General features: G+C 62.7%; 14 protein-coding genes. 10 read left to right on the forward strand and 4 right to left on the reverse strand.

Annotated features, from left to right (window positions below; genetic code table 11):
* The 4 genes from P9250_RS09340 to P9250_RS09355 form a co-directional block, all read right to left on the reverse strand.
* The gene (locus P9250_RS09340) at positions 1 to 705 is read right to left on the reverse strand and encodes a DUF3348 domain-containing protein (RefSeq protein ID WP_310392779.1); all 705 of its coding nucleotides are present in this window, start codon (positions 703 to 705) and stop codon (positions 1 to 3) included.
* A gap of 82 nt (positions 706 to 787) precedes the next feature.
* Entirely contained in the window at positions 788 to 1,873 is a 1,086-nt protein-coding gene (locus P9250_RS09345; protein WP_250494111.1) for a linear amide C-N hydrolase, read from the reverse strand.
* A gap of 473 nt (positions 1,874 to 2,346) precedes the next feature.
* The gene (ampC, locus tag P9250_RS09350; protein WP_409014850.1) at positions 2,347 to 3,522 is read right to left on the reverse strand and encodes a class C beta-lactamase; all 1,176 of its coding nucleotides are present in this window, start codon (positions 3,520 to 3,522) and stop codon (positions 2,347 to 2,349) included.
* Between the two features lie 23 nt (positions 3,523 to 3,545).
* On the reverse strand, positions 3,546 to 4,307 hold the full coding sequence (locus P9250_RS09355; RefSeq protein ID WP_244830159.1) for a YoaK family protein: 762 nt from the start codon (positions 4,305 to 4,307) through the stop codon (positions 3,546 to 3,548).
* A gap of 106 nt (positions 4,308 to 4,413) precedes the next feature.
* Between P9250_RS09355 and P9250_RS09360 the strand changes: the two genes are divergently transcribed.
* From P9250_RS09360 to P9250_RS09405, 10 genes are all read left to right on the forward strand, one after another.
* Positions 4,414 to 4,893 carry a MarR family winged helix-turn-helix transcriptional regulator gene (locus P9250_RS09360; RefSeq protein ID WP_244830158.1) on the forward strand — a complete coding sequence of 160 codons (480 nt, stop codon included), beginning with the start codon at positions 4,414 to 4,416 and terminating at the stop codon, positions 4,891 to 4,893.
* A complete protein-coding gene (locus tag P9250_RS09365) occupies positions 4,890 to 6,992 on the forward strand; it encodes an FUSC family protein (protein WP_250527902.1) in 2,103 nt (700 codons plus the stop codon). Before P9250_RS09360 ends, P9250_RS09365 begins: the two co-directional genes overlap by 4 nt.
* A gap of 34 nt (positions 6,993 to 7,026) precedes the next feature.
* Positions 7,027 to 7,236: a DUF1656 domain-containing protein gene (locus P9250_RS09370; protein WP_244830156.1), complete on the forward strand. Its 210-nt coding sequence runs from the start codon at positions 7,027 to 7,029 to the stop codon at positions 7,234 to 7,236.
* Complete coding sequence (locus P9250_RS09375) at positions 7,233 to 8,264, forward strand: HlyD family secretion protein (protein ID WP_310392575.1); 1,032 nt, start codon at positions 7,233 to 7,235, stop codon at positions 8,262 to 8,264. The genes P9250_RS09370 and P9250_RS09375 overlap by 4 nt, the downstream gene beginning before the upstream one ends.
* A 17-nt stretch (positions 8,265 to 8,281) precedes the next feature.
* Entirely contained in the window at positions 8,282 to 9,751 is a 1,470-nt protein-coding gene (locus tag P9250_RS09380; RefSeq protein WP_310392577.1) for an efflux transporter outer membrane subunit, read from the forward strand.
* Between the two features lie 506 nt (positions 9,752 to 10,257).
* Positions 10,258 to 12,504 carry a polysaccharide biosynthesis tyrosine autokinase gene (locus P9250_RS09385; protein ID WP_250468410.1) on the forward strand — a complete coding sequence of 749 codons (2,247 nt, stop codon included), beginning with the start codon at positions 10,258 to 10,260 and terminating at the stop codon, positions 12,502 to 12,504.
* Positions 12,505 to 12,584: 80 nt separating this feature from the next.
* Positions 12,585 to 13,862 carry a Vi polysaccharide biosynthesis UDP-N-acetylglucosamine C-6 dehydrogenase TviB gene (gene tviB / locus P9250_RS09390; protein ID WP_244830153.1) on the forward strand — a complete coding sequence of 426 codons (1,278 nt, stop codon included), beginning with the start codon at positions 12,585 to 12,587 and terminating at the stop codon, positions 13,860 to 13,862.
* Between the two features lie 18 nt (positions 13,863 to 13,880).
* A complete protein-coding gene (locus tag P9250_RS09395; protein ID WP_310392580.1) occupies positions 13,881 to 14,966 on the forward strand; it encodes an SDR family oxidoreductase in 1,086 nt (361 codons plus the stop codon).
* Between the two features lie 43 nt (positions 14,967 to 15,009).
* A complete protein-coding gene (gene murJ / locus P9250_RS09400) occupies positions 15,010 to 16,347 on the forward strand; it encodes a lipid II flippase MurJ (protein ID WP_309848102.1) in 1,338 nt (445 codons plus the stop codon).
* Positions 16,344 to 17,522 (forward strand): glycosyltransferase family 4 protein, encoded by a 1,179-nt coding sequence (locus P9250_RS09405; RefSeq protein ID WP_310392582.1) that lies wholly within the window; start codon positions 16,344 to 16,346, stop codon positions 17,520 to 17,522. Before murJ ends, P9250_RS09405 begins: the two co-directional genes overlap by 4 nt.
* Positions 17,523 to 17,536: the final 14 nt, after the last annotated feature.

The raw sequence follows: 17,536 nt of genomic DNA on the forward strand, positions 1-17,536 counted from the left end.
TTAGCGGGTTCGAAGGGCGGCAAGCAGCCCTTCGACCGGTTGAAAACGGACTTCGAGTTCGGCGAGCGAGACGTGGCGCATGTCGTCGCGAAAGGCATCGAGCCAGGCGTTCGACACGGGTGCGGCTTGGTCCGCGGCTGCGCGCTTCATGCGCTCGAAATACTTGCCGAGCAACACGGGCACGTGCGCGAGCAGGCTGCGTTCGCGTGCGCTCAACGCCTGTTCCATGACGGCATCGACGGCGGCGAGCCGCGCCAGATCGGGCGATTGCGCCGCAAGCGCCGCGCGCAAGCGGCCGCGCAACAGGCCGATGTCGGTTTCCATGGTCTGCTGCAAGGACACATAGCGCTGGCGGAACGCCGCAAAGTCGAGCGAAAGATCGTCCGGAGGTGGCGTCGGCACGCGTGCGCGATGCCGTCCGGGTGTAGGCTTCACGCCGCCCGCGACGGCATTCACCAGCGACGCGCGCATGCGCATGCAGGCTTCTTCCAGCGCGTGCGCACCTGAGTGCATTGGCACGAGAGGCGCCGGCGGCGCATCGGCGAGCGCGGTCGAAAGCGCGATCGCATCGGTCCAGCCGAGCCATTGGCTCAGGCGGTCCGAAAGCGATGCGGCGGGTTCGTGAACATCGAGGTTGGCGATGCGTGCCAGCAGACGCACGAGCGCCGGGCCGCTGAGCGCCGTGCGCGTCTGGGCTTGCACGATATGACCAGGGCAAAAGCTGGCTATTTTAACCGCTGACGCAGCGCCGGCCTCGATTTTGAGATGGAGGGACGCCGCACGCGCGTCACTGCGCTTTCGCGGGCAGGAAGGTGAACGACGGCGTCGTCACGAATTTATCCGCCGTCTCGCCCGAGAACACTTGGCCCGCGTCGATGGTCAGCTTCCTCACCGGCGCGCCCGGGCGCAGATCGACCTTGCTCAGAGACACCCAGAACGTGTCCGGGCGCGTGGCCGAATCGAAGTAATAGACGAGGTTGGTCTGGTCGGACACCGTGCGCCAGATCGTCGACGAGAGATTCGGCATGTTGTCGGAGCGAATGCCGAGCGGCACGCTCACCGAACGCATCACGCTCATCACGCTTGCCGCCGCCTGGAACGGATACGACTTCTGCGGCACGCCCGCCATGTAGTTCGGGTCGGCCTGCTTGGGGATCGAATTCATGAGGAACGACGCGCGCACAAAGCGGTCCGCCGCGCGGTTCGTGCCCGGCAGGAACGCCGTGCCGCTGACGCCTTTCCAGTATGCGTCGATGGCGAGCTGGTCTTCATACGCCGGTGAATTCGTCACCACCTTGTACTGCTTGCTTTGATGGATGATCAGTTTGCCCTTGATGTACTCGAAGATCGCGGAGTCGCCGCGCGCGTCCGAGAGCGCCAGATGGATGGTGAGAGGCTTGCCGTCCGGCAAAGGCGGCGCGATGATCTGAAACGGCTCGCGGCTCAGCACATAGACCGCTTGCGCGACCGTCGCAAAATTGTCGAGCGCGTACTGGGCCCACAGGCTGATGGAGAGCGGATCGCGTTTCGGGTCGGGTTTGCCGTAGTCGCTCTCGGCGAGATAAAGCGCATTCGCGACGAGTCCGCGTTCGTTCATGCCATCCACGGTGCCGATGTCGTAGCCCGATACCACCACGCTCCCGTACTTCGCTTTCCATTTGGTGGAACGCTCGCCGGCGTTGCCATCGCGCTCGATGCCGGCAGGCATCACCCAAAGGTTGGACCGCATGTCTTCGGACCAGTCCATCGTGCGGCCCGTGATGGTGAGTTTGTCGCCGACATACAGCGCGCGCGTACAGGCGAGAGCAAGCGAGGTGGACAACCAAGCAAGTGCAAAGAGACAGACGAGCTTCCGGGTGAATCCTCGAGTCATGGCAACAGTTCCGTTTATCGTTTCGAATTCTGAATGAGGACGGCGAAACCCTTTCGCGCGATGAACGGCGGCGCGTTTCTAGAGGTGACGCCGCGCCGTCTTCAGAAATAGGGGAATTCCCAGCGTTTGTAAAGACGAAATGCCAAGCACGCCGAACATCGGCGCCAAAGGTGAGCCAGCTTAACCAACCGGTGAAAATTACCTAAACAAATACAATGAATCAATAGCTTCAGGATTTTTTCCCGCACGTCGTCAAGTGAGCAGGAGCGGCAGAGTAACAGCCCGCTTTCAATCACACGCATGTTCGGAGAATAGTGCGGCGTCGAATATCGACTTCGCAACCGACCCCGCCGCCAGGCAGTCATAGCGATACGGTAATCGCGACGGTGATGTTCTGAGCGCGTGGGTATCGGCTCAACCCACGCGCCTTTATGGACGTCGATGCGCTTCTCGCGATGCAGCGCATCTGTAACCTACTTCACGGTATCCAGCGCCTTAACGATCGCATGCGCCGCCGCGACGCGTTCCGGAATAGGGAAGTTCTTGTTCGCCAGAAACACGATGCCCACGTCCTCTTCCGGCACGAATGCCAGATAAGCACCAAAGCCGTTGGTCGAACCCGTCTTGTTGATCCACACGTCCTGACGCGGTTTCATCGGCGGGTCGAGGCGCGTGGCGGGATGCGCTTCCAGCGCCATCGAAGATGAATTGCCGTCGAGCAACGCCTGCAGTTCGACCGGATACGGATACTGCTCCCAGATCAAATCCTGCGTCATCGGCGCGGTTTGAAAGTAGCCCGTATGCGTGGCGACGATCGCGCGTTGCAGTTTTGCATCGAAACGTCCTGCTTCGTTCATGTTGGCCAGCAAGAAGCGCGTCATGTCGCCAGCAGTCGACTTCACGCCATAAGCCTCGGACGACAACACGCCCGGCGCCATGCGAATGGGCGCGCCGTCCTTCGCATAACCTTGCGCGTAATCGTGCTTGCGCGAAGGCGGCACGTCGATGAACGTGTTCTTCAATCCCAGCGCCGGAAAAATGCGCTGCTGCATGAGCTGATCGAAATCGGCATTCATGCTCTTCGCCGCGATGAACCCCAACATGCCGATACCCGGATTCGCATACGTGCGGCACGTGCCCGGCTCGCACGAAGGTTTCCACGCCTCGAAATACTTGATCAGTTGCGCGTTGTCGTGAATGTCGTCGGGGACTTGCAGCGGCAAGCCGCCCGGCGTGTGCGTGCCGAGTTCGACGAGCGTCACGTCGTCGCCGAAACGGCTGCCGCGCAGCGACGGCACGAAGCGGCTCACGTGATCGTCGATAGAGAGATGGCCGGTCACTTCGGCATAGGAAGCGAGCGTCGCCGTGAACGTCTTGCTCACCGATCCCAGTTCGAACAAGGTATCGCGCGTGACGGGCCTCGCGCCTTCCTTCGACGCCACGCCATAGTTATAGATATGCGTCTTGCCATCGAGTACGATCCCCACCGCCATGCCCGCAATGCCATTGCGCGCCATCAAGGGCTCGATGGTGCGATCGACCGTCTGCCTGATGGCCTTGTCGCTCGCCGCCGCCGCATTCGCCGCTTGGCTTGCGCCGATGGAAAAAATGGCCGTTGCCAAAAGGCTCAACGTCCCGATCCTGATCATGCAACGTCTCCGTTTTAGTGTGACTACTTCCGCGCCCGTCTCAGGCCAGCGGATAAATCGTCCATCACCGGCACCGCCGCAAAGAGCAGCAGCAAGGCCGCAAGCGGTACGGTCGCGATGAACCCGAGATGCGCGAAGCCTACCGCGCCTGCAAAGCCGCCCGCGATGAACATCGCGAAAAGCGAACTCAAGAGCGCGAGCCGCGCATGATTGGCGCGCACATAGCGCTCGTCGTCGCGCCCGACGCGCCGGTTCCAATACAGACTCTTGCCCAGCTCTATGCCGATATCCGTGACGAGCCCCGTCACATGCGTCGTGCGAATCTCGGCTTTCGATATCTTGGTGATCATCGCGTTCTGCAGGCCCATCACGAAGCACAGCAGCATGACGGTCATCGGCACGTCCCAGAAACGATGCGCCTCCAGATTCGCGCCGAGCACGCCGAACACCAGCAGCAGGCAAGCTTCGAGGACGAGCGGAACCGCGAACACGCTATGCGCCGCGCGCTGGCGTCCCCAGTTGATGAGCAACGCGGAAGTCGCGGCTCCCGCGACGAACGCGAGCACCGCGCTCATCGCCGAGAACACGAGCGCCGCTTGCCCGAGCACGAAATTATCCGCGATCGACGACACCAGCCCCGACATGTGCGAGGTGTATTGACCCACGGCGAGAAAGCCGCCCGCATTGGCCGCGCCCGCCACGAAGGCCAGCGCGCAGCCGAGGCGGCGGTTGGCCGACTGCGTGCGGCTGGGCGAAGTCAGGCCCCGGAGATAGGCGATCGGCATGACGTTTCCCGCGCGATGAAGAGACAAAAAAGATAACACGAGCGTGCCGCAATATTTTTGATCGATAGGACGCTAACGAATAAAACTGCCGATATAATCGCGCCCCATGAGCCATCTCGACCTTCTGCGCCGCTCCGTCAGCAGCACACTCGTACTTGCCGCGCGGCGCTGGCGGCGTACGAGTCATGGCGTGCTCGCGTCCTATGGCGTCTCTGAAGCGTGCGCGGTGCCACTGCTCACGGCCAACCGGCTCGGTGAGAGCGTGCGGCAAGTGACGCTCGCGGAGCATGTCGGTATCGAGGGACCGTCGCTCGTGCGTCTGCTCGACCAGCTATGCGCGGCCGGACTCGTGCGGCGCGACGAAGACCCCGAAGACAAGCGCGCCAAGACCATTACACTCACCGACGAAGGCCGCGCCGTCACCGCGCGCATGGAAGAGCGCCTGATGTCGCTGCGCGCGCGGCTGCTCAAGGGCGTGAGCCGCGAGGACCTCGAAACCACGCTGCGCGTGCTCAACGCGTTCAGCGCCACGCTCGACACCGTGCCCGCACGCGATGACGGCAAGAGCGGAGCGCGCACGCCATGAACTTCCCGTCCGCGCGCGAGTGGCTCTTCTCCGGCAAGACCTTCGCCGCCGCGATGATCGCGCTTTATATCGGCCTCGCGCTCGAACTGCCGCGCCCGTACTGGGCAATGGCCACGGTCTATATCGTCTCGAACCCGTTCGTCGGCGCGACGCGCTCGAAGGCTTTGTATCGCGCGCTCGGCACGGCTATCGGCGCGGCGGGCGCGGTGCTGATCGTGCCGCCGTTCGTCGAGTCGCCGTTTCTGTTCAGCGTGATCGTCGCGCTATGGACGGGCTCCCTGCTCTTTCTCTCCATGTTCGACCGCACCGCGCGCAGCTACGTGTTCCTGCTCGCGGGCTATACGCTGCCGCTGATCGCGCTGCCTTCCGTGTTGAACCCGGCCACCGTGTTCGATCTCGCGATCTCGCGCACCGAAGAGATTCTGCTCGGCATCGTGGTGGCGAGCATCGTCGGCTCCGTGGTGTTTCCGAGCCGGCTCGCGCCGACGCTCGTCGAGCGCACCGACGCGTGGTTTCGCGACGCCGCGTTCTACGCGAGCGAATCGCTCTCCGGGCGGCTCGCGGGGGCGGCCATCTCGGCGGCGCGGCAACGGCTCGCCGCTACGGTGAACGGCCTCGAAGTGCTGTTGAGCCAGTTGACCTACGACCATACGCGGCCGGATATCGTGAGCCGCGCGCGCGCCTTGCAAGGACGCATGCAGATTTTCTTGCCGCTGATCTCGTCGATGGCCGACCCGCTCATCGAACTGATCGATAAACGCGGCGCGGGCACGCCGGAGTTGCAGGCGCTGCTGCAAGACGTGGCTGCGTGGGTCGCCGCGCCCATGCCCGATTCCGCCGAGCCGACCGCCGTCGAAGCCTTCGCGCGCACGCCGGATGCGCTGCGTGCCCGCGCCGAAGCCATGCGGCCATCCGCCGAAGGACTTGCGAGCGAGAACGGCGCACTGCTCTCCAGCGCGCTCTGGCGGCTCACGCAAGTCATCGACGTATGGCAGGACATCCGCAGTTTGCGCCTCGCCATCCTGAACGACACTCACGAATGGCAACCGCGCTTTCGTCACTGGCGTCTTGGCGGCACCGCGCGCTTCTTCGATCGCGGCATGATGCTGTTCTCGACGGGCGTGGCGGTCAGCGCGATCATCGTCGCGTGCGGCTTGTGGATCGAATCAGGCTGGAACGACGGAGCCGGCGCCGTGACGCTCGCCGCTGTCGCCTGCTGCTTCTTCGCGGCGCTCGACGAACCCGCGCCCCAAGTGTTCGCGTTCTTTCTCGCCACCTGCATGAGCGTGGTGCTGGCCGGTCTTTATGTGTTCGCGGTGCTGCCGCACGTGCACGACTTCGCCATGCTCGTGTTGATCTTCGCGATACCGTTCCTGATCATCGGCACGCTGATTCCAAGGCCGCGCTTCAATCTCGTCACCATGCTCGTGGCCGTCAACACGGCGACCTTCATCAGCATCCAAAGCGCCTACGAAGCGGACTTCTTCGTGTTTCTCAACAGCAATCTGGCAGGCGTCGCGGGACTTCTGTTCGCCTTCGTCTGGACGCGCGTAACGCGGCCCTTCGGCGCGGAACTGGCCGTCGCGCGGCTCACGCGCTCGGCGTGGCGCGATATCGTCAGGAGCACCTTGCCCGAAGCCTTTCACGACCAGCGCAACTTCTACTCGCGCATGCTCGACCGGCTGATGCAGGTGCTGCCGCGTCTCGCCGCAACGGATGCGCACCGGCATCCGTCCATCGAAAGTTTTCGCGATTTTCGCGTGGCGCTCAACGCGCTGGATCTGCGCCGCGCGCGCCGCAAGATGTCGGTGGAAGTGCAATCGTCCATCGACGATGTGCTCGCCGGCGTTCGCCAGTATTTCCAGCATTGCATCGAACGGCGCGCGCGTCAGCCGGTGCCGGGCACGCTCATTCAGACCATCGACGCCGCCGCGCGGCAAGTCGTGGCGGCCAACAGCGTCGCGGAAGAAGCCGTGCCCGTCGCGTCGCGCGGCGAGCGTTCGTTGCGCGATACGCTGCATGCGCTCGTCGGCATCCGGCTTTCGTTGCATCCGCCGGCTGTCGATAAACCCGCCAACGAACGTCAGGAACCCGCGTGATGCCGTCTCGAACGCTCTCTTCGGATCGACTCGCATGATCGGCGAAATCGATATTCTCGGCGTCTTCGTGCCCGCCGTGCTCGTGCTCATGTTCATCGCTTATCTGGTGAACCTCGTGATTCGCACGGTGCTCGCACGCGTGGGCTTCTATCGTTTCGTGTGGCATCGCTCCGTTTTCGATCTCGGCATCTACGTCTTGGTGCTGGGGCTTGTCGTCGTCGTTTCGCATCGGCTCATCCCGTGAAAAAAACCTGGTTCTCCGTCGGGCAGATTCTGCTCACGCTCATCGTCGTCGCAATTGCAGGCGCGGTCCTGTGGAAGCTGGTCGATTACTACATGTTCGCGCCCTGGACGCGCGATGGCCACGTGCGCGCCGACGTCATTCAGGTCGCGCCGGACGTGGCCGGTCTCATCACCGATGTCAAGGTCGTCGACAACCAGCAAGTCAAACGCGGCGACGTGCTCTTCGTGATCGATCAGGCGCGCTACACGCTCGCACTGCGCAACGCGCAAGCCGCCGCGCAACAACGCCGCGCCACGCTCGATCAGGCGAAGCGCGAGGACGTGCGCAATCGCTCGCTCGGCAATCTCGTCGCGCGCGAGGTCGTGGAAGAAACGCATTCGCGCGTCGAACAGGCCGCTGCCGCGCTCGCGGATGCCGACGTCGCCATCGATACCGCGCGGCTCAATCTGCAGCGCACCGAAGTGCTGAGCCCGGTCGACGGTTATCTCAACGACCGCGCGCCGAAAGTCGGCGAATACGTCGCCTCGGGCCGCGCCGTGCTGTCCGTGGTCGATATGAACTCCTTCCGCGTCGATGGTTACTTCGAAGAGACCAAGCTGCATGGCATCGACATCGGCCAACCGGTGGATATCAAGGTGATGGGCGAGCCGAATCTGCTGCGCGGTCATGTGCAGAGCATCGTGGCGGCAATCGAGGATCGCGATCGTCAGCAAAGCTCGAGTCTTCTGCCGAACGTGAACCCTGCGTTCAGCTGGGTGCGGCTCGCGCAGCGCATCCCCGTGCGCGTGACGCTCGATGAGATTCCCGCCGATTTCCGCATGATCGCGGGACGCACGGCGACGGTTTCGGTACGCGGCATCGGCCCGACGGTCGGCGCGCGGCCCGCTTCGAACACCGTGCCCGCTCAGGCCACCGCGCCTGCATCGCCGGTGGCGGCTTCGGGTGCTTCGGGTGCTTCGGGTGCTTCGGGTGCTTCGGGTGCTTCGGGTGCTTCGGGTGCTTCGGGTGCTTCGGGTGCCTTGCGATGAAACACCGCATCATCTCGATGCCTAAGCGACCCAAGCGGCTCAAGCGCTGCGGCCTCACGCTTCTTGCTTCCACGCTCGCGCTTGCCGGCTGCATGACCGTCGGGCCGAATTACAAGCTGCCCGACGGCGCGGTCGTCAACCGGGACTACGCGAATGCCGCCATCGATGGAGCCGATCGAGCGCCCGTCACGCAAGGCACGGTGCCCGCGAAGTGGTGGCGTCTCTACGACGATCCCGCGCTCGACGAGCTCGTCAACGAGGCGCTGCTTTCGAATTCCGATCTGCGCGTGGCGGCGGCGAATCTCGCGCGTTCGCGCGCCGAAGTGGAATTCGCCAATCAGCAAGGCGGCTTCTCGTCCAAGTCGTCGGTGGGGTTTCAGCGCGCGCAGGAATCGGCGGAGCAGTATCTGCTGACCGAAAAGCTTCCGGTCGTCAATGAAGGCGTGCTCGACCTGAGCGTCTCCTATGAATTCGATCTCTTCGGCAAGCTCAAGCGCGGTGTCGAAGCCGCCAATGCCGATGACGAAGCCATCGAAGCCGCCCTCGATCTCGCGCGCATCACCGTGGTCGCCGATGTCGTGCGCGCGTATGTCGATTCGTGCGCGGCCGCCGAAGAGCTCGGCATCGCGCAACGATCGCTGTCCTTGCAGAAGCAGCGTGTGACGCTTTCGCAGCGTCTGCGCGATGCAGGCCGTGGCAATCAGTCCGAGGTTACGCGCGGACAAACGCAGTCCGACACGCTCGCCGCCGACATCCCGCGTTATGTGGCGCGTCGCCGCGTGGCGCAGTATCGGCTCGCCATGCTGCTCGCGCGTCCTGCCGCGCAATTGCCGCGTGCCACGCTCGCCTGCAAGAAGGCGCCGCATGTGCGGCAGCCGATTCCGGTCGGCGACGGCGCGGCGCTGCTCAGACGCCGACCCGACGTGCGGCAGGCGGAGCGGCAACTGGCGGCATCGACGGCGCGTATCGGCGTGGCGACGGCGGCGCTTTATCCATCGGTGAGTTTCGGGGCATCGGTCGGGTCGGTGGGCGTTGCCGAAGATTTGCTCGGCGCCTCGACCAACCGCTGGGCTTTCGGTCCGCTCATCAACTGGAACTTTCCGATCAACGGTCAGCGTGCGCGCGTGCGCCAGGCCGAGGCGGCATCCGGCGGCGCGCTCGCGCATTTCGACGGCGTCGTGCTCAACGCGCTGCGCGAAACGCAAAGCGCGCTCGCGAACTACGCGTCCGACACCACGCGCGCCGACGCGCTGCGCACCGCGTACAAGTCGGCGGTCGAATCGGCCGATGAAACGCATCGGCTGTATTCGGCGGGACGCGAATCCTTTCTCTCGGATCTCGACGCCACGCGCACCTTGACGAGCGTCGCCGCGCAAGTGGCGGCGGCCGAAGCGCAGGTCGCGCAGGATCAGGTCACGCTGTTTCTTGCGCTTGGCGGCGGATGGGAACGCGATGAAGAAGTGGCGGTGGGGGGCGGGGGTAATTAATCGTGCTCCTTGGGCATCGACTGGAACCAGGTCGATGCCCGAGCGCATGGACTTGCAGTCCGCTATTCCCGACACTGGTTTTCCCTAATCAAAAACAAATTAGCGCGGGTTTGTATAGCGTATTAAATCTGTACAAGTCATTACGCTTATCAAAGCCTTATAAATTCGCCTGAAGATAATCGCGCAATCAGGCTTGTACGTGTAAATCCCAATACTGATTTTCTCCGGCTTGTCACAAGCCATTCACCGGGAAACACCAAGCCAGATAATCGCCTTCAGAAATCCGCATGAATTTTTGAAGGCTGGCATGCACCACGATTGGATATGTGGGCTTCCGCGCATACCGGCAACCTACCCGCTGATACGGTTGCGACACGCACAATCCTCGCCTCTCTCACGGTCCATATCGATCGGCGGCACCTTCGCGAGACGGCTCGGCAGGCCTTTATCAGCATGTCGTCTTCAAGCCTCGTTTGAATTAACCATAAGATTCGGGATCTGCTCACATGATTGCGAGTGATAAATCGTCTGAAGAAGCCGGCGTTGAATCCGATGACGAAATTCCTTTCGCAGCGCTGATTGATACGATTATTAACCACCGCATTCTTATTAGCACGGTGGTTTGTCTCGCGCTATTGATTGGCGCCGCGTATGCCTATCTAAGTCCACCGATTTTCCAATCCGCCATTCTCATTAAGGTGGATGACAACAAGGACGTTTCCAATTCACGCGCTGGCGACCCTTTGAGCAATATGTTGCCGACACTCGATGACCGCTCTTCCGCTGAAGGCGAAATTCAGGTGCTGGGTTCGAAGCTCGTCGTCTCGCGCGCCGTCGACGCACTCAAGCTCTATATCAGCGCGCGGCCGTTGCGCCTGCCCTTTATCGGCAGCCGTCTGGTTCATCACGACGGCTCGCTATCCGAGCCGGGCCTCTTCGGCTTCGGCCATTACACCTGGGGCGACGAATCCATCAGCGTCACGGACTTCGACGTGCCGCGCTCGCTCGAAGGCCAGAACTTCCTGCTCACGGCCGGCAGCGATGGCGAATACACGCTCGGCCACCCGGCGCTCGGCGCGCCCGTGACGGGCAAGGTGGGCGAGATTCTGGAAGCGCAAACCGCCAAGGGGCCGGTCAGGCTTTTCGTCTCTTCGCTCAAGGGCAATCCTGGCGCCGGCTTCAACGTCAATCATTACTCGCGTCAATTGACCATCGACGCGATTCAGAACCAGCTCAAGATCAGCGAACAAGGCAACAAGTCGAGCGTGCTGAAGGCGACGCTGGAAAGCGCCGATCCCGTGCAAGTGGCCGCGACCATCAACGAGATCGGGCGGCAGTATGTGCGTCTCAACGGCGACCGCAAGGCGGTGATCGCGGAGAACTCGCTCACTTATCTGCAGCGCCAGTTGCCCGTGCTCAAGCAACAGATGGAAGAAGCGGAGAACGCGTACAACACGTACCGCGACGCCAACTCGCTGCTCGATTCGGACGAAGCCAACCGTCTGCTGCTCAAGCAGACAGCCGACGCCAACGGGCAACTGCTGGCCTTGCGCCATACCCGCGACGATCTCGCCACGACCTTCTCGCCTTCGCATCCGCGTGTGGTCGCGGTGGACCGGCAGATCGCCGCGACTCAGCAATTCCTCGAAAAACTCAACGACCGCACCCGCTCGATGCCGATGGCCGAGCAAGGCGCACTGCGCCTCTTGCGTAACGTGCGCGTGAATACCGATCTCTATACGGCGCTGCGCAACAACATCGAAGAGATGATGCTCATCAAGGCGGGCAAGGCGGCATCGGTGCAACTGATCGATATCGCCGACGTGCCCGAACAACCGGTCAAGCCAGTCAAGCTACTGGCGCTCGCCATCGCGCTCGTGCTCGGTCTCTTCTTCGGCATCGGGCTCGCGATGCTTCTGGATCGCGTCTTCCGTGGCGTCACGGACACGCAGGAGATCGAGATCGAGACGGGCCTTTCCGTATTCGCAACCATTCCGAAGAGCGCGCGGCAAGCTGCGCTGACGACCGCCATCGGTGGTTCCGCGCCGCGTCAGGCCGTGCTCGCCGCGCAGTTCCCGAAGGACCCGACCGTGGAGGCGCTGCGCATCCTGCGCTCCGCGTTGCAATTCACGCTGGTCGGCGCGCGCAACAACGTCGTGATGATCGCCGGGCCGCTGCCGGGCGTGGGCAAGTCGTTCCTTTCGGCGAATCTCGCCACCGTGCTGGCTTCGGGCGGCACGCGCGTGCTCCTAATCGACGCCGACTTGCGCAAGGGTTATCTGCACAAGCAGTTCGGGCTCGATCCGGGACCGGGTCTCGCCGACATGCTGGCGGGCAACCGCACGCTCGAGGCCACCGTGAATCGCCAGGTGTTTCCGAATCTCGATGTGCTGCAAGGCGGTCCTTATCCGTCGACGCCGGCCGAGCTGCTTCTGCGAGCGAAGTATCGCGAAGTGATCGACGAGGCATCGAAGGCCTACGACATCGTGCTGGTCGACGCGCCGGCCGTGCTCGCCGTATCCGATGCGGGCGCCATTGCGCCGGCCGCAGGCAGCATCTTTCTGGTTTCGTCTTACGGGCAGACGCGCGTCGGTGAAATCAAGGAATCGATCAAGCGCCTCAATCAAACCGGCGCACGCGTGACGGGCGTGCTGCTCAACAGCGTCGCATTGCATACCGCCAATACCGCGCTCGCGGGGCGCTACGGCAGCAGCGCTTATGTCGCGCATAACTACGAGTCGGCGCCCGACTGAAGCGAGAGGACATCCGGCTTTAACGAATATGCGGTAACCCAATCACAACCTTGCGTTGCTTCGAGACTGGAGACACCTCAATGCGTTCGCTCACGGACCAGAAGATCGCCGTCATCGGGCTGGGCTATGTCGGCCTGCCCCTCGCGGTGGAGTTCAGCAAGCATCACGCGGTAGTCGGCTTCGACGTGAACCGTCATCGCATCGACTCGTTGCGCGAAGGACACGACGCCACGCTGGAAGTCGGCGACGACGAGCTGCATGCGGCGCAATCGCTTGCATTCACCGACGATCCCGAAGCGCTCAAGGATTGCACCGTGTTCATCGCCACGGTGCCGACGCCGATCGACCGGCACAAGCGCCCCGACCTCGGCATGCTGCTGCGCGCAAGCGAAACGATAGGCGGCGCGCTCAAACCGGGCGACGTGGTGATCTATGAATCGACCGTATATCCGGGCGTGACCGAGGAGGAGTGCGTGCCCGAGCTCGAACGCGTGTCGGGCTTGCGCTTCAATGTCGATTTCTTCGCGGGCTACAGCCCCGAGCGGATCAACCCGGGCGACAAGCTGCATCGCTTGCCGGACATCAAGAAAGTGACTTCCGGGTCCACCCCCGAAGTGGCCGAAGCCGTGGATGAACTCTACAGACAGATCATCACCGCCGGCACGCACAAGGCCGCGAGCATTCGCGTGGCAGAAGCGGCAAAGGCAATCGAGAACACACAGCGCGACGTGAACATCGCGCTCGTCAACGAGTTGTCGATCATCTTCAACAAGATGGGTATCGACACCGAAGCCGTGCTGCTCGCCGCCGGCACGAAATGGAACTTCCTGAACTTCAGGCCCGGACTCGTGGGCGGTCACTGCATCGGCGTGGACCCGTACTACCTGACGCACATGGCGCAGTCGATCGGCTACAACCCGGAAATCATTCTCGCCGGACGGCGCCTGAACGACAGCATGGGCACGTATGCGGTCTCGCAACTCGTCAAGGCGATGACGCGTGCGCGCATCTATATTCCCGGCGCGCGCGTGCTCGTCATGGGACTCGCGTTCAAGGAGAACTGTCCGGACATGCGCAACTCGCGTGTGGTGGACATCGTCACTGAACTCACGCAATACGGCACGAATGTCGATGTCTACGACCCGTGGATCTCGCGCGAAGACGCGTTCCACGAATACGGCATCCAGCCCGTGGAAGAGCCTGCCAAGGGCGTGTACGACGCGATCGTCGTGGCGGTATCGCACCGGCAATTCACGGAAATGGGTGCGGCCGCGCTGCATGCGTACGGCAAGGAGCAACACGTCGTCTACGATCTGAAATACGTTCTTCCCGCCGACGCAAGCGACTTGCGCCTGTAGTGCAGGCATAAAATGACAATGAACGATCGATACGAAAGCGTGCGCGAACAATTGCGCGCACGTCCGGAGACATGGCTCATCACGGGCGTGGCCGGCTTCATCGGCTCCAACTTGCTCGAAGCGTTGCTCGCGCTCGATCAGCGCGTGGTCGGACTCGATAACTTCGCGACCGGGCACGAACGCAATCTCGACGAAGTGCGCGAGAGCGTCGATGAAAGGCAGTGGCGGCGCTTTCGCTTCATCGAAGGCGACATCCGCAATCTGCTCGATTGTCAGGCGGCCATGCAAGGCGTGGATCACGTGCTGCACGAAGCGGCGCTCGGTTCGGTGCCGCGCTCGGTGGCCGACCCCATCGCCACGCACGAAACGAATTTGAGCGGCTTCCTGAACGTGCTGTGCGCCGCGCGCGATGCGCAAGTGCAGAGCTTCACGTATGCGGCATCGAGTTCGACATATGGCGATCATCCCGGCTTGCCGAAGGTGGAAGATCGCATCGGCCAGCCGCTCTCGCCTTACGCTGTCACGAAATATGCGAACGAGCTCTATGCGTCGGTGTTCGCGCGCGCTTACGGCTTCAATGCGACGGGCGTGCGCTATTTCAACGTCTTCGGCAAGCGTCAGGACCCGGATGGCGCTTATGCCGCCGTGATTCCGAAGTGGACGGCCGCGCTCATCAACGACGAGATCGTGACCATCAACGGCGACGGTGAAACGAGCCGCGATTTCTGTTTCGTCGATAACGTCGTGCAGATGAACCTGCTCGCGGCCAAGGCGGATGCCGCGGCCCGCGGTCAGGTCTACAACGTCGCCGTGGGCGATCGCACGACGCTCGGACAACTCTTCGCGGAACTCAAGCGTCTGCTCGCCGCGCACGGCATCGCTTATGAGCGCGATGCGCAGTTTGGACCTTTTCGAGCGGGCGATGTCCGTCATTCGCAAGCCGATGTCGGCAAGGCCGAACGTCTGCTCGGTTATGACGGCAAGGTGCCGTTTGCGGAAGGACTCGCGCGCGCGATGCCGTGGTACATCCGCTTTCTGGCAGAACGTGCTGGCCACGAGCCGAACCGCGTCGACGCGCTCTCGGCCATGGCCAGCGGAAAGTGAGGCCGCCGCGTTGATATCACAATTCGCCGCGTTGAGAGACCGCTTGCTGCAGCTTCATCCCGACCATCTTCGCGCTGCGCGGGGTATGTCGAGAGTGGCGGCGTTCGTGCTGATCGGGCGCTCCGCGGGCGCGTTCAAGGAGATGGTGATCGCATATCGCTACGGCATCAGCAACGTGGTCGATGCCTATCAGATCACCCTCATGCTGGTTTCGTGGCTGCCGTCGGCGTGCTCCGCCATCTTCGCCATCGTTCTGGTGCCTGCATTCGTCGATCTGCGCAAGCAATCCGCGAGCGAAGAAGCGCAATTTCTGAGCGAACTCGTTACATGGTCGGCCGTGGTGGGACTCGGTTTCACCGCGATCCTGTATCTGATCTGGCCATACGTTCTGCGGCTCATGGCGGGCAATCTCGCCGTCGAGACGCAGGACATGGCGCATCACATGATGATGGTGATGGCGCCCATCGGCGTCCTCATCATGATGGTCACGGCCTACTCGACGCGTCTGCAATCGAGCGAGCGTCATATCGCGACCTTGCTCGACGGCCTGCCTGCCGTAATGACGCTTCTGCTCGTGCTGTTCTTTACCGGCAATAGCGCAATGCAGCCGCTCATGTACGGCACGTTGCTCGGATATGTCGCGCTGGTTCTGGTGCTGAGGCCGCTCGGCGGCAAGGTCGATAACAACTATGCGCGCTTGAGCTTCACGTTCCGCTCGCGCAAATGGCCGCCCGTCTATCACGCGGTACGCGTCTTCATGCTCGGTCAACTGGTGGTGTGCTGCACACCCGCGATCGATCAATACTTCGTCGCCCATCTGGGCGATGGCGCGGTCGCGACCCTCGGCTATGCGAACCGCGTGTTCGGTCTGATCATCAGCATGGGCGCGCTTGCCATTGCGCAGGGCACCTTGCCGGTGCTGTCCGACATTCTCGGCCGCGACGATCACAAGCGCGCGCGTCATACCGCGTTCCAATGGTCGCTTCTGATGCTCGGCGCGGGAACCGTCTGCGCGGCGATTGCATACCCGCTTGCGCCGTGGATGGTCGGCGTGCTCTTTCAGCGTGGCGCGTTTACCGCGCAGAACACGGAACTGGTCGCGGAACTCATGCGCTTTTCGCTCGTGCAGTTGCCGTTCTACTTCGCCTCGCTCGTGATGATGAACCTGTTGTCGGTCGAGGGACGTTACAAGGAGATGGCCATCATTACCGCACTGGGGTTTATCGTCAAAGTCGCAGCCAACACATTGCTCACGCGCTGGATCGGCATGCCGGGCGTGGTCGTCGCGACCGGCGTGATGCAGGCATCCGTCTTTTGCCTCTCGATGCTCTTCACGCGACGCATCCCGCCGCTGCGACCGACCGGAGGATTGGCTGCATGAACATCATGCTGTTGGTGAGCTCGATGGGCAGCGGCGGCGCCGAGCGCGTGGCCGCCACACTCGTGGATGCATGGAGCGAGCGCGGCGACAAGGTCACGCTCGTCGCCACGTATAGCCGCAAGCGCGCGTGCTTCTATGCGCTGTCCGACAAGGTGCGCTTCATTCAGCTTGCGGATCGGATCACGCCCACGCGCAATAAATTCTTCGGGTACATGCAACGGCACCGGGCGTTGCGCAAGCTGATACGCGAGACCAATCCGGACGTGGTGATCAGCTTCCTCACCAACGTGAACGTGGCAAGCATTCTCGCTTGCGCGGGTCTGCGCGTTCCGGTCATTGCATGCGAACACAACGATCCTTCCGTCGATGGCCGCACGCCGTTCTGGAAGTTCGCCACGCGCCTCGCTTATCCGCATGCGCGCGCCGTCACGGTACTGACCGACAACGTCGTTGCGCCGTTCAACGCGATGGTGCCCGGCATCAAGCACACGGCGGTCATGCCGAACCCGCTGCCCGACGACCTGTTCCACCAGCCCGCGCCAACGGCAAGCCCCGATGAACGCATGCGGCTCGTTTCGCTCGGACGGCTGCATCCGCAAAAAAACTACGGCTTATTGATCGATTCGTTCGCGGCCATCGCCCATGAATTTCCACTCTGGGATATGTGGATCTGGGGCGAAGGAGCGGAACGCATGGCGTTGCAGTCGCGAATCCAGCAGCGCGGCATGAGCGGACGCATCTTCATGCCTGGCGTCACCGACAAGCCGTGGACCGAAGTGCTGCGCTCGCAGGCCTTCGTCATGTCCTCGCGCTTCGAAGGCTTTGGACTTGCGCTGGCCGAGAGCATGGCGCTCGGCGTGCCGGCAGTGGCAGTCGACTGCCCGAGCGGTCCACGCGATATCACGCGCGATGGCGAAGACGCCTTGCTCGTGCCACCTGGCGATCCCATTGCGCTCGCGCACGCATTGCGCCGCATGCTTGCCGACGAAGGTTTGCGCAAAGCGCTCTCCGTCAAGGGCGCGCAATCGGTACGCGCGCGCTATGCCGTCAGCACCATCCTGCGGGCGTGGGACGAACTCTTCGCGCGCGTGGGTATCAGCGAAACGAAAACATCGACCGGTACGGATACTGGCCTGCGTCATGCAGAAGCATCGAGCCCCGGCACGTTGAACTAGATCCTGAGAGGCAG

The sequence above is a fragment of the Caballeronia sp. LP006 genome (genome assembly GCF_031450995.1).
GTDB lineage: Bacteria > Pseudomonadota > Gammaproteobacteria > Burkholderiales > Burkholderiaceae > Caballeronia.

What these genes read in the sequence shown, in the direction of transcription:
- P9250_RS09345 (WP_250494111.1), bottom strand. Translation starts at nt 1,873, where the DNA reads ATGACTCGAGGATTCACCCGGAAGCTCGTCTGTCTCTTTGCACTTGCT.
- ampC (WP_409014850.1), bottom strand. Translation starts at nt 3,522, where the DNA reads ATGATCAGGATCGGGACGTTGAGCCTTTTGGCAACGGCCATTTTTTCC.
- P9250_RS09355 (WP_244830159.1), bottom strand. Translation starts at nt 4,307, where the DNA reads ATGCCGATCGCCTATCTCCGGGGCCTGACTTCGCCCAGCCGCACGCAG.
- P9250_RS09360 (WP_244830158.1), top strand. Translation starts at nt 4,414, where the DNA reads ATGAGCCATCTCGACCTTCTGCGCCGCTCCGTCAGCAGCACACTCGTA.
- P9250_RS09365 (WP_250527902.1), top strand. Translation starts at nt 4,890, where the DNA reads ATGAACTTCCCGTCCGCGCGCGAGTGGCTCTTCTCCGGCAAGACCTTC.
- P9250_RS09370 (WP_244830156.1), top strand. Translation starts at nt 7,027, where the DNA reads ATGATCGGCGAAATCGATATTCTCGGCGTCTTCGTGCCCGCCGTGCTC.
- P9250_RS09380 (WP_310392577.1), top strand. Translation starts at nt 8,282, where the DNA reads ATGCCTAAGCGACCCAAGCGGCTCAAGCGCTGCGGCCTCACGCTTCTT.
- P9250_RS09385 (WP_250468410.1), top strand. Translation starts at nt 10,258, where the DNA reads ATGATTGCGAGTGATAAATCGTCTGAAGAAGCCGGCGTTGAATCCGAT.
- tviB (WP_244830153.1), top strand. Translation starts at nt 12,585, where the DNA reads ATGCGTTCGCTCACGGACCAGAAGATCGCCGTCATCGGGCTGGGCTAT.
- P9250_RS09395 (WP_310392580.1), top strand. Translation starts at nt 13,881, where the DNA reads ATGAACGATCGATACGAAAGCGTGCGCGAACAATTGCGCGCACGTCCG.
- P9250_RS09405 (WP_310392582.1), top strand. Translation starts at nt 16,344, where the DNA reads ATGAACATCATGCTGTTGGTGAGCTCGATGGGCAGCGGCGGCGCCGAG.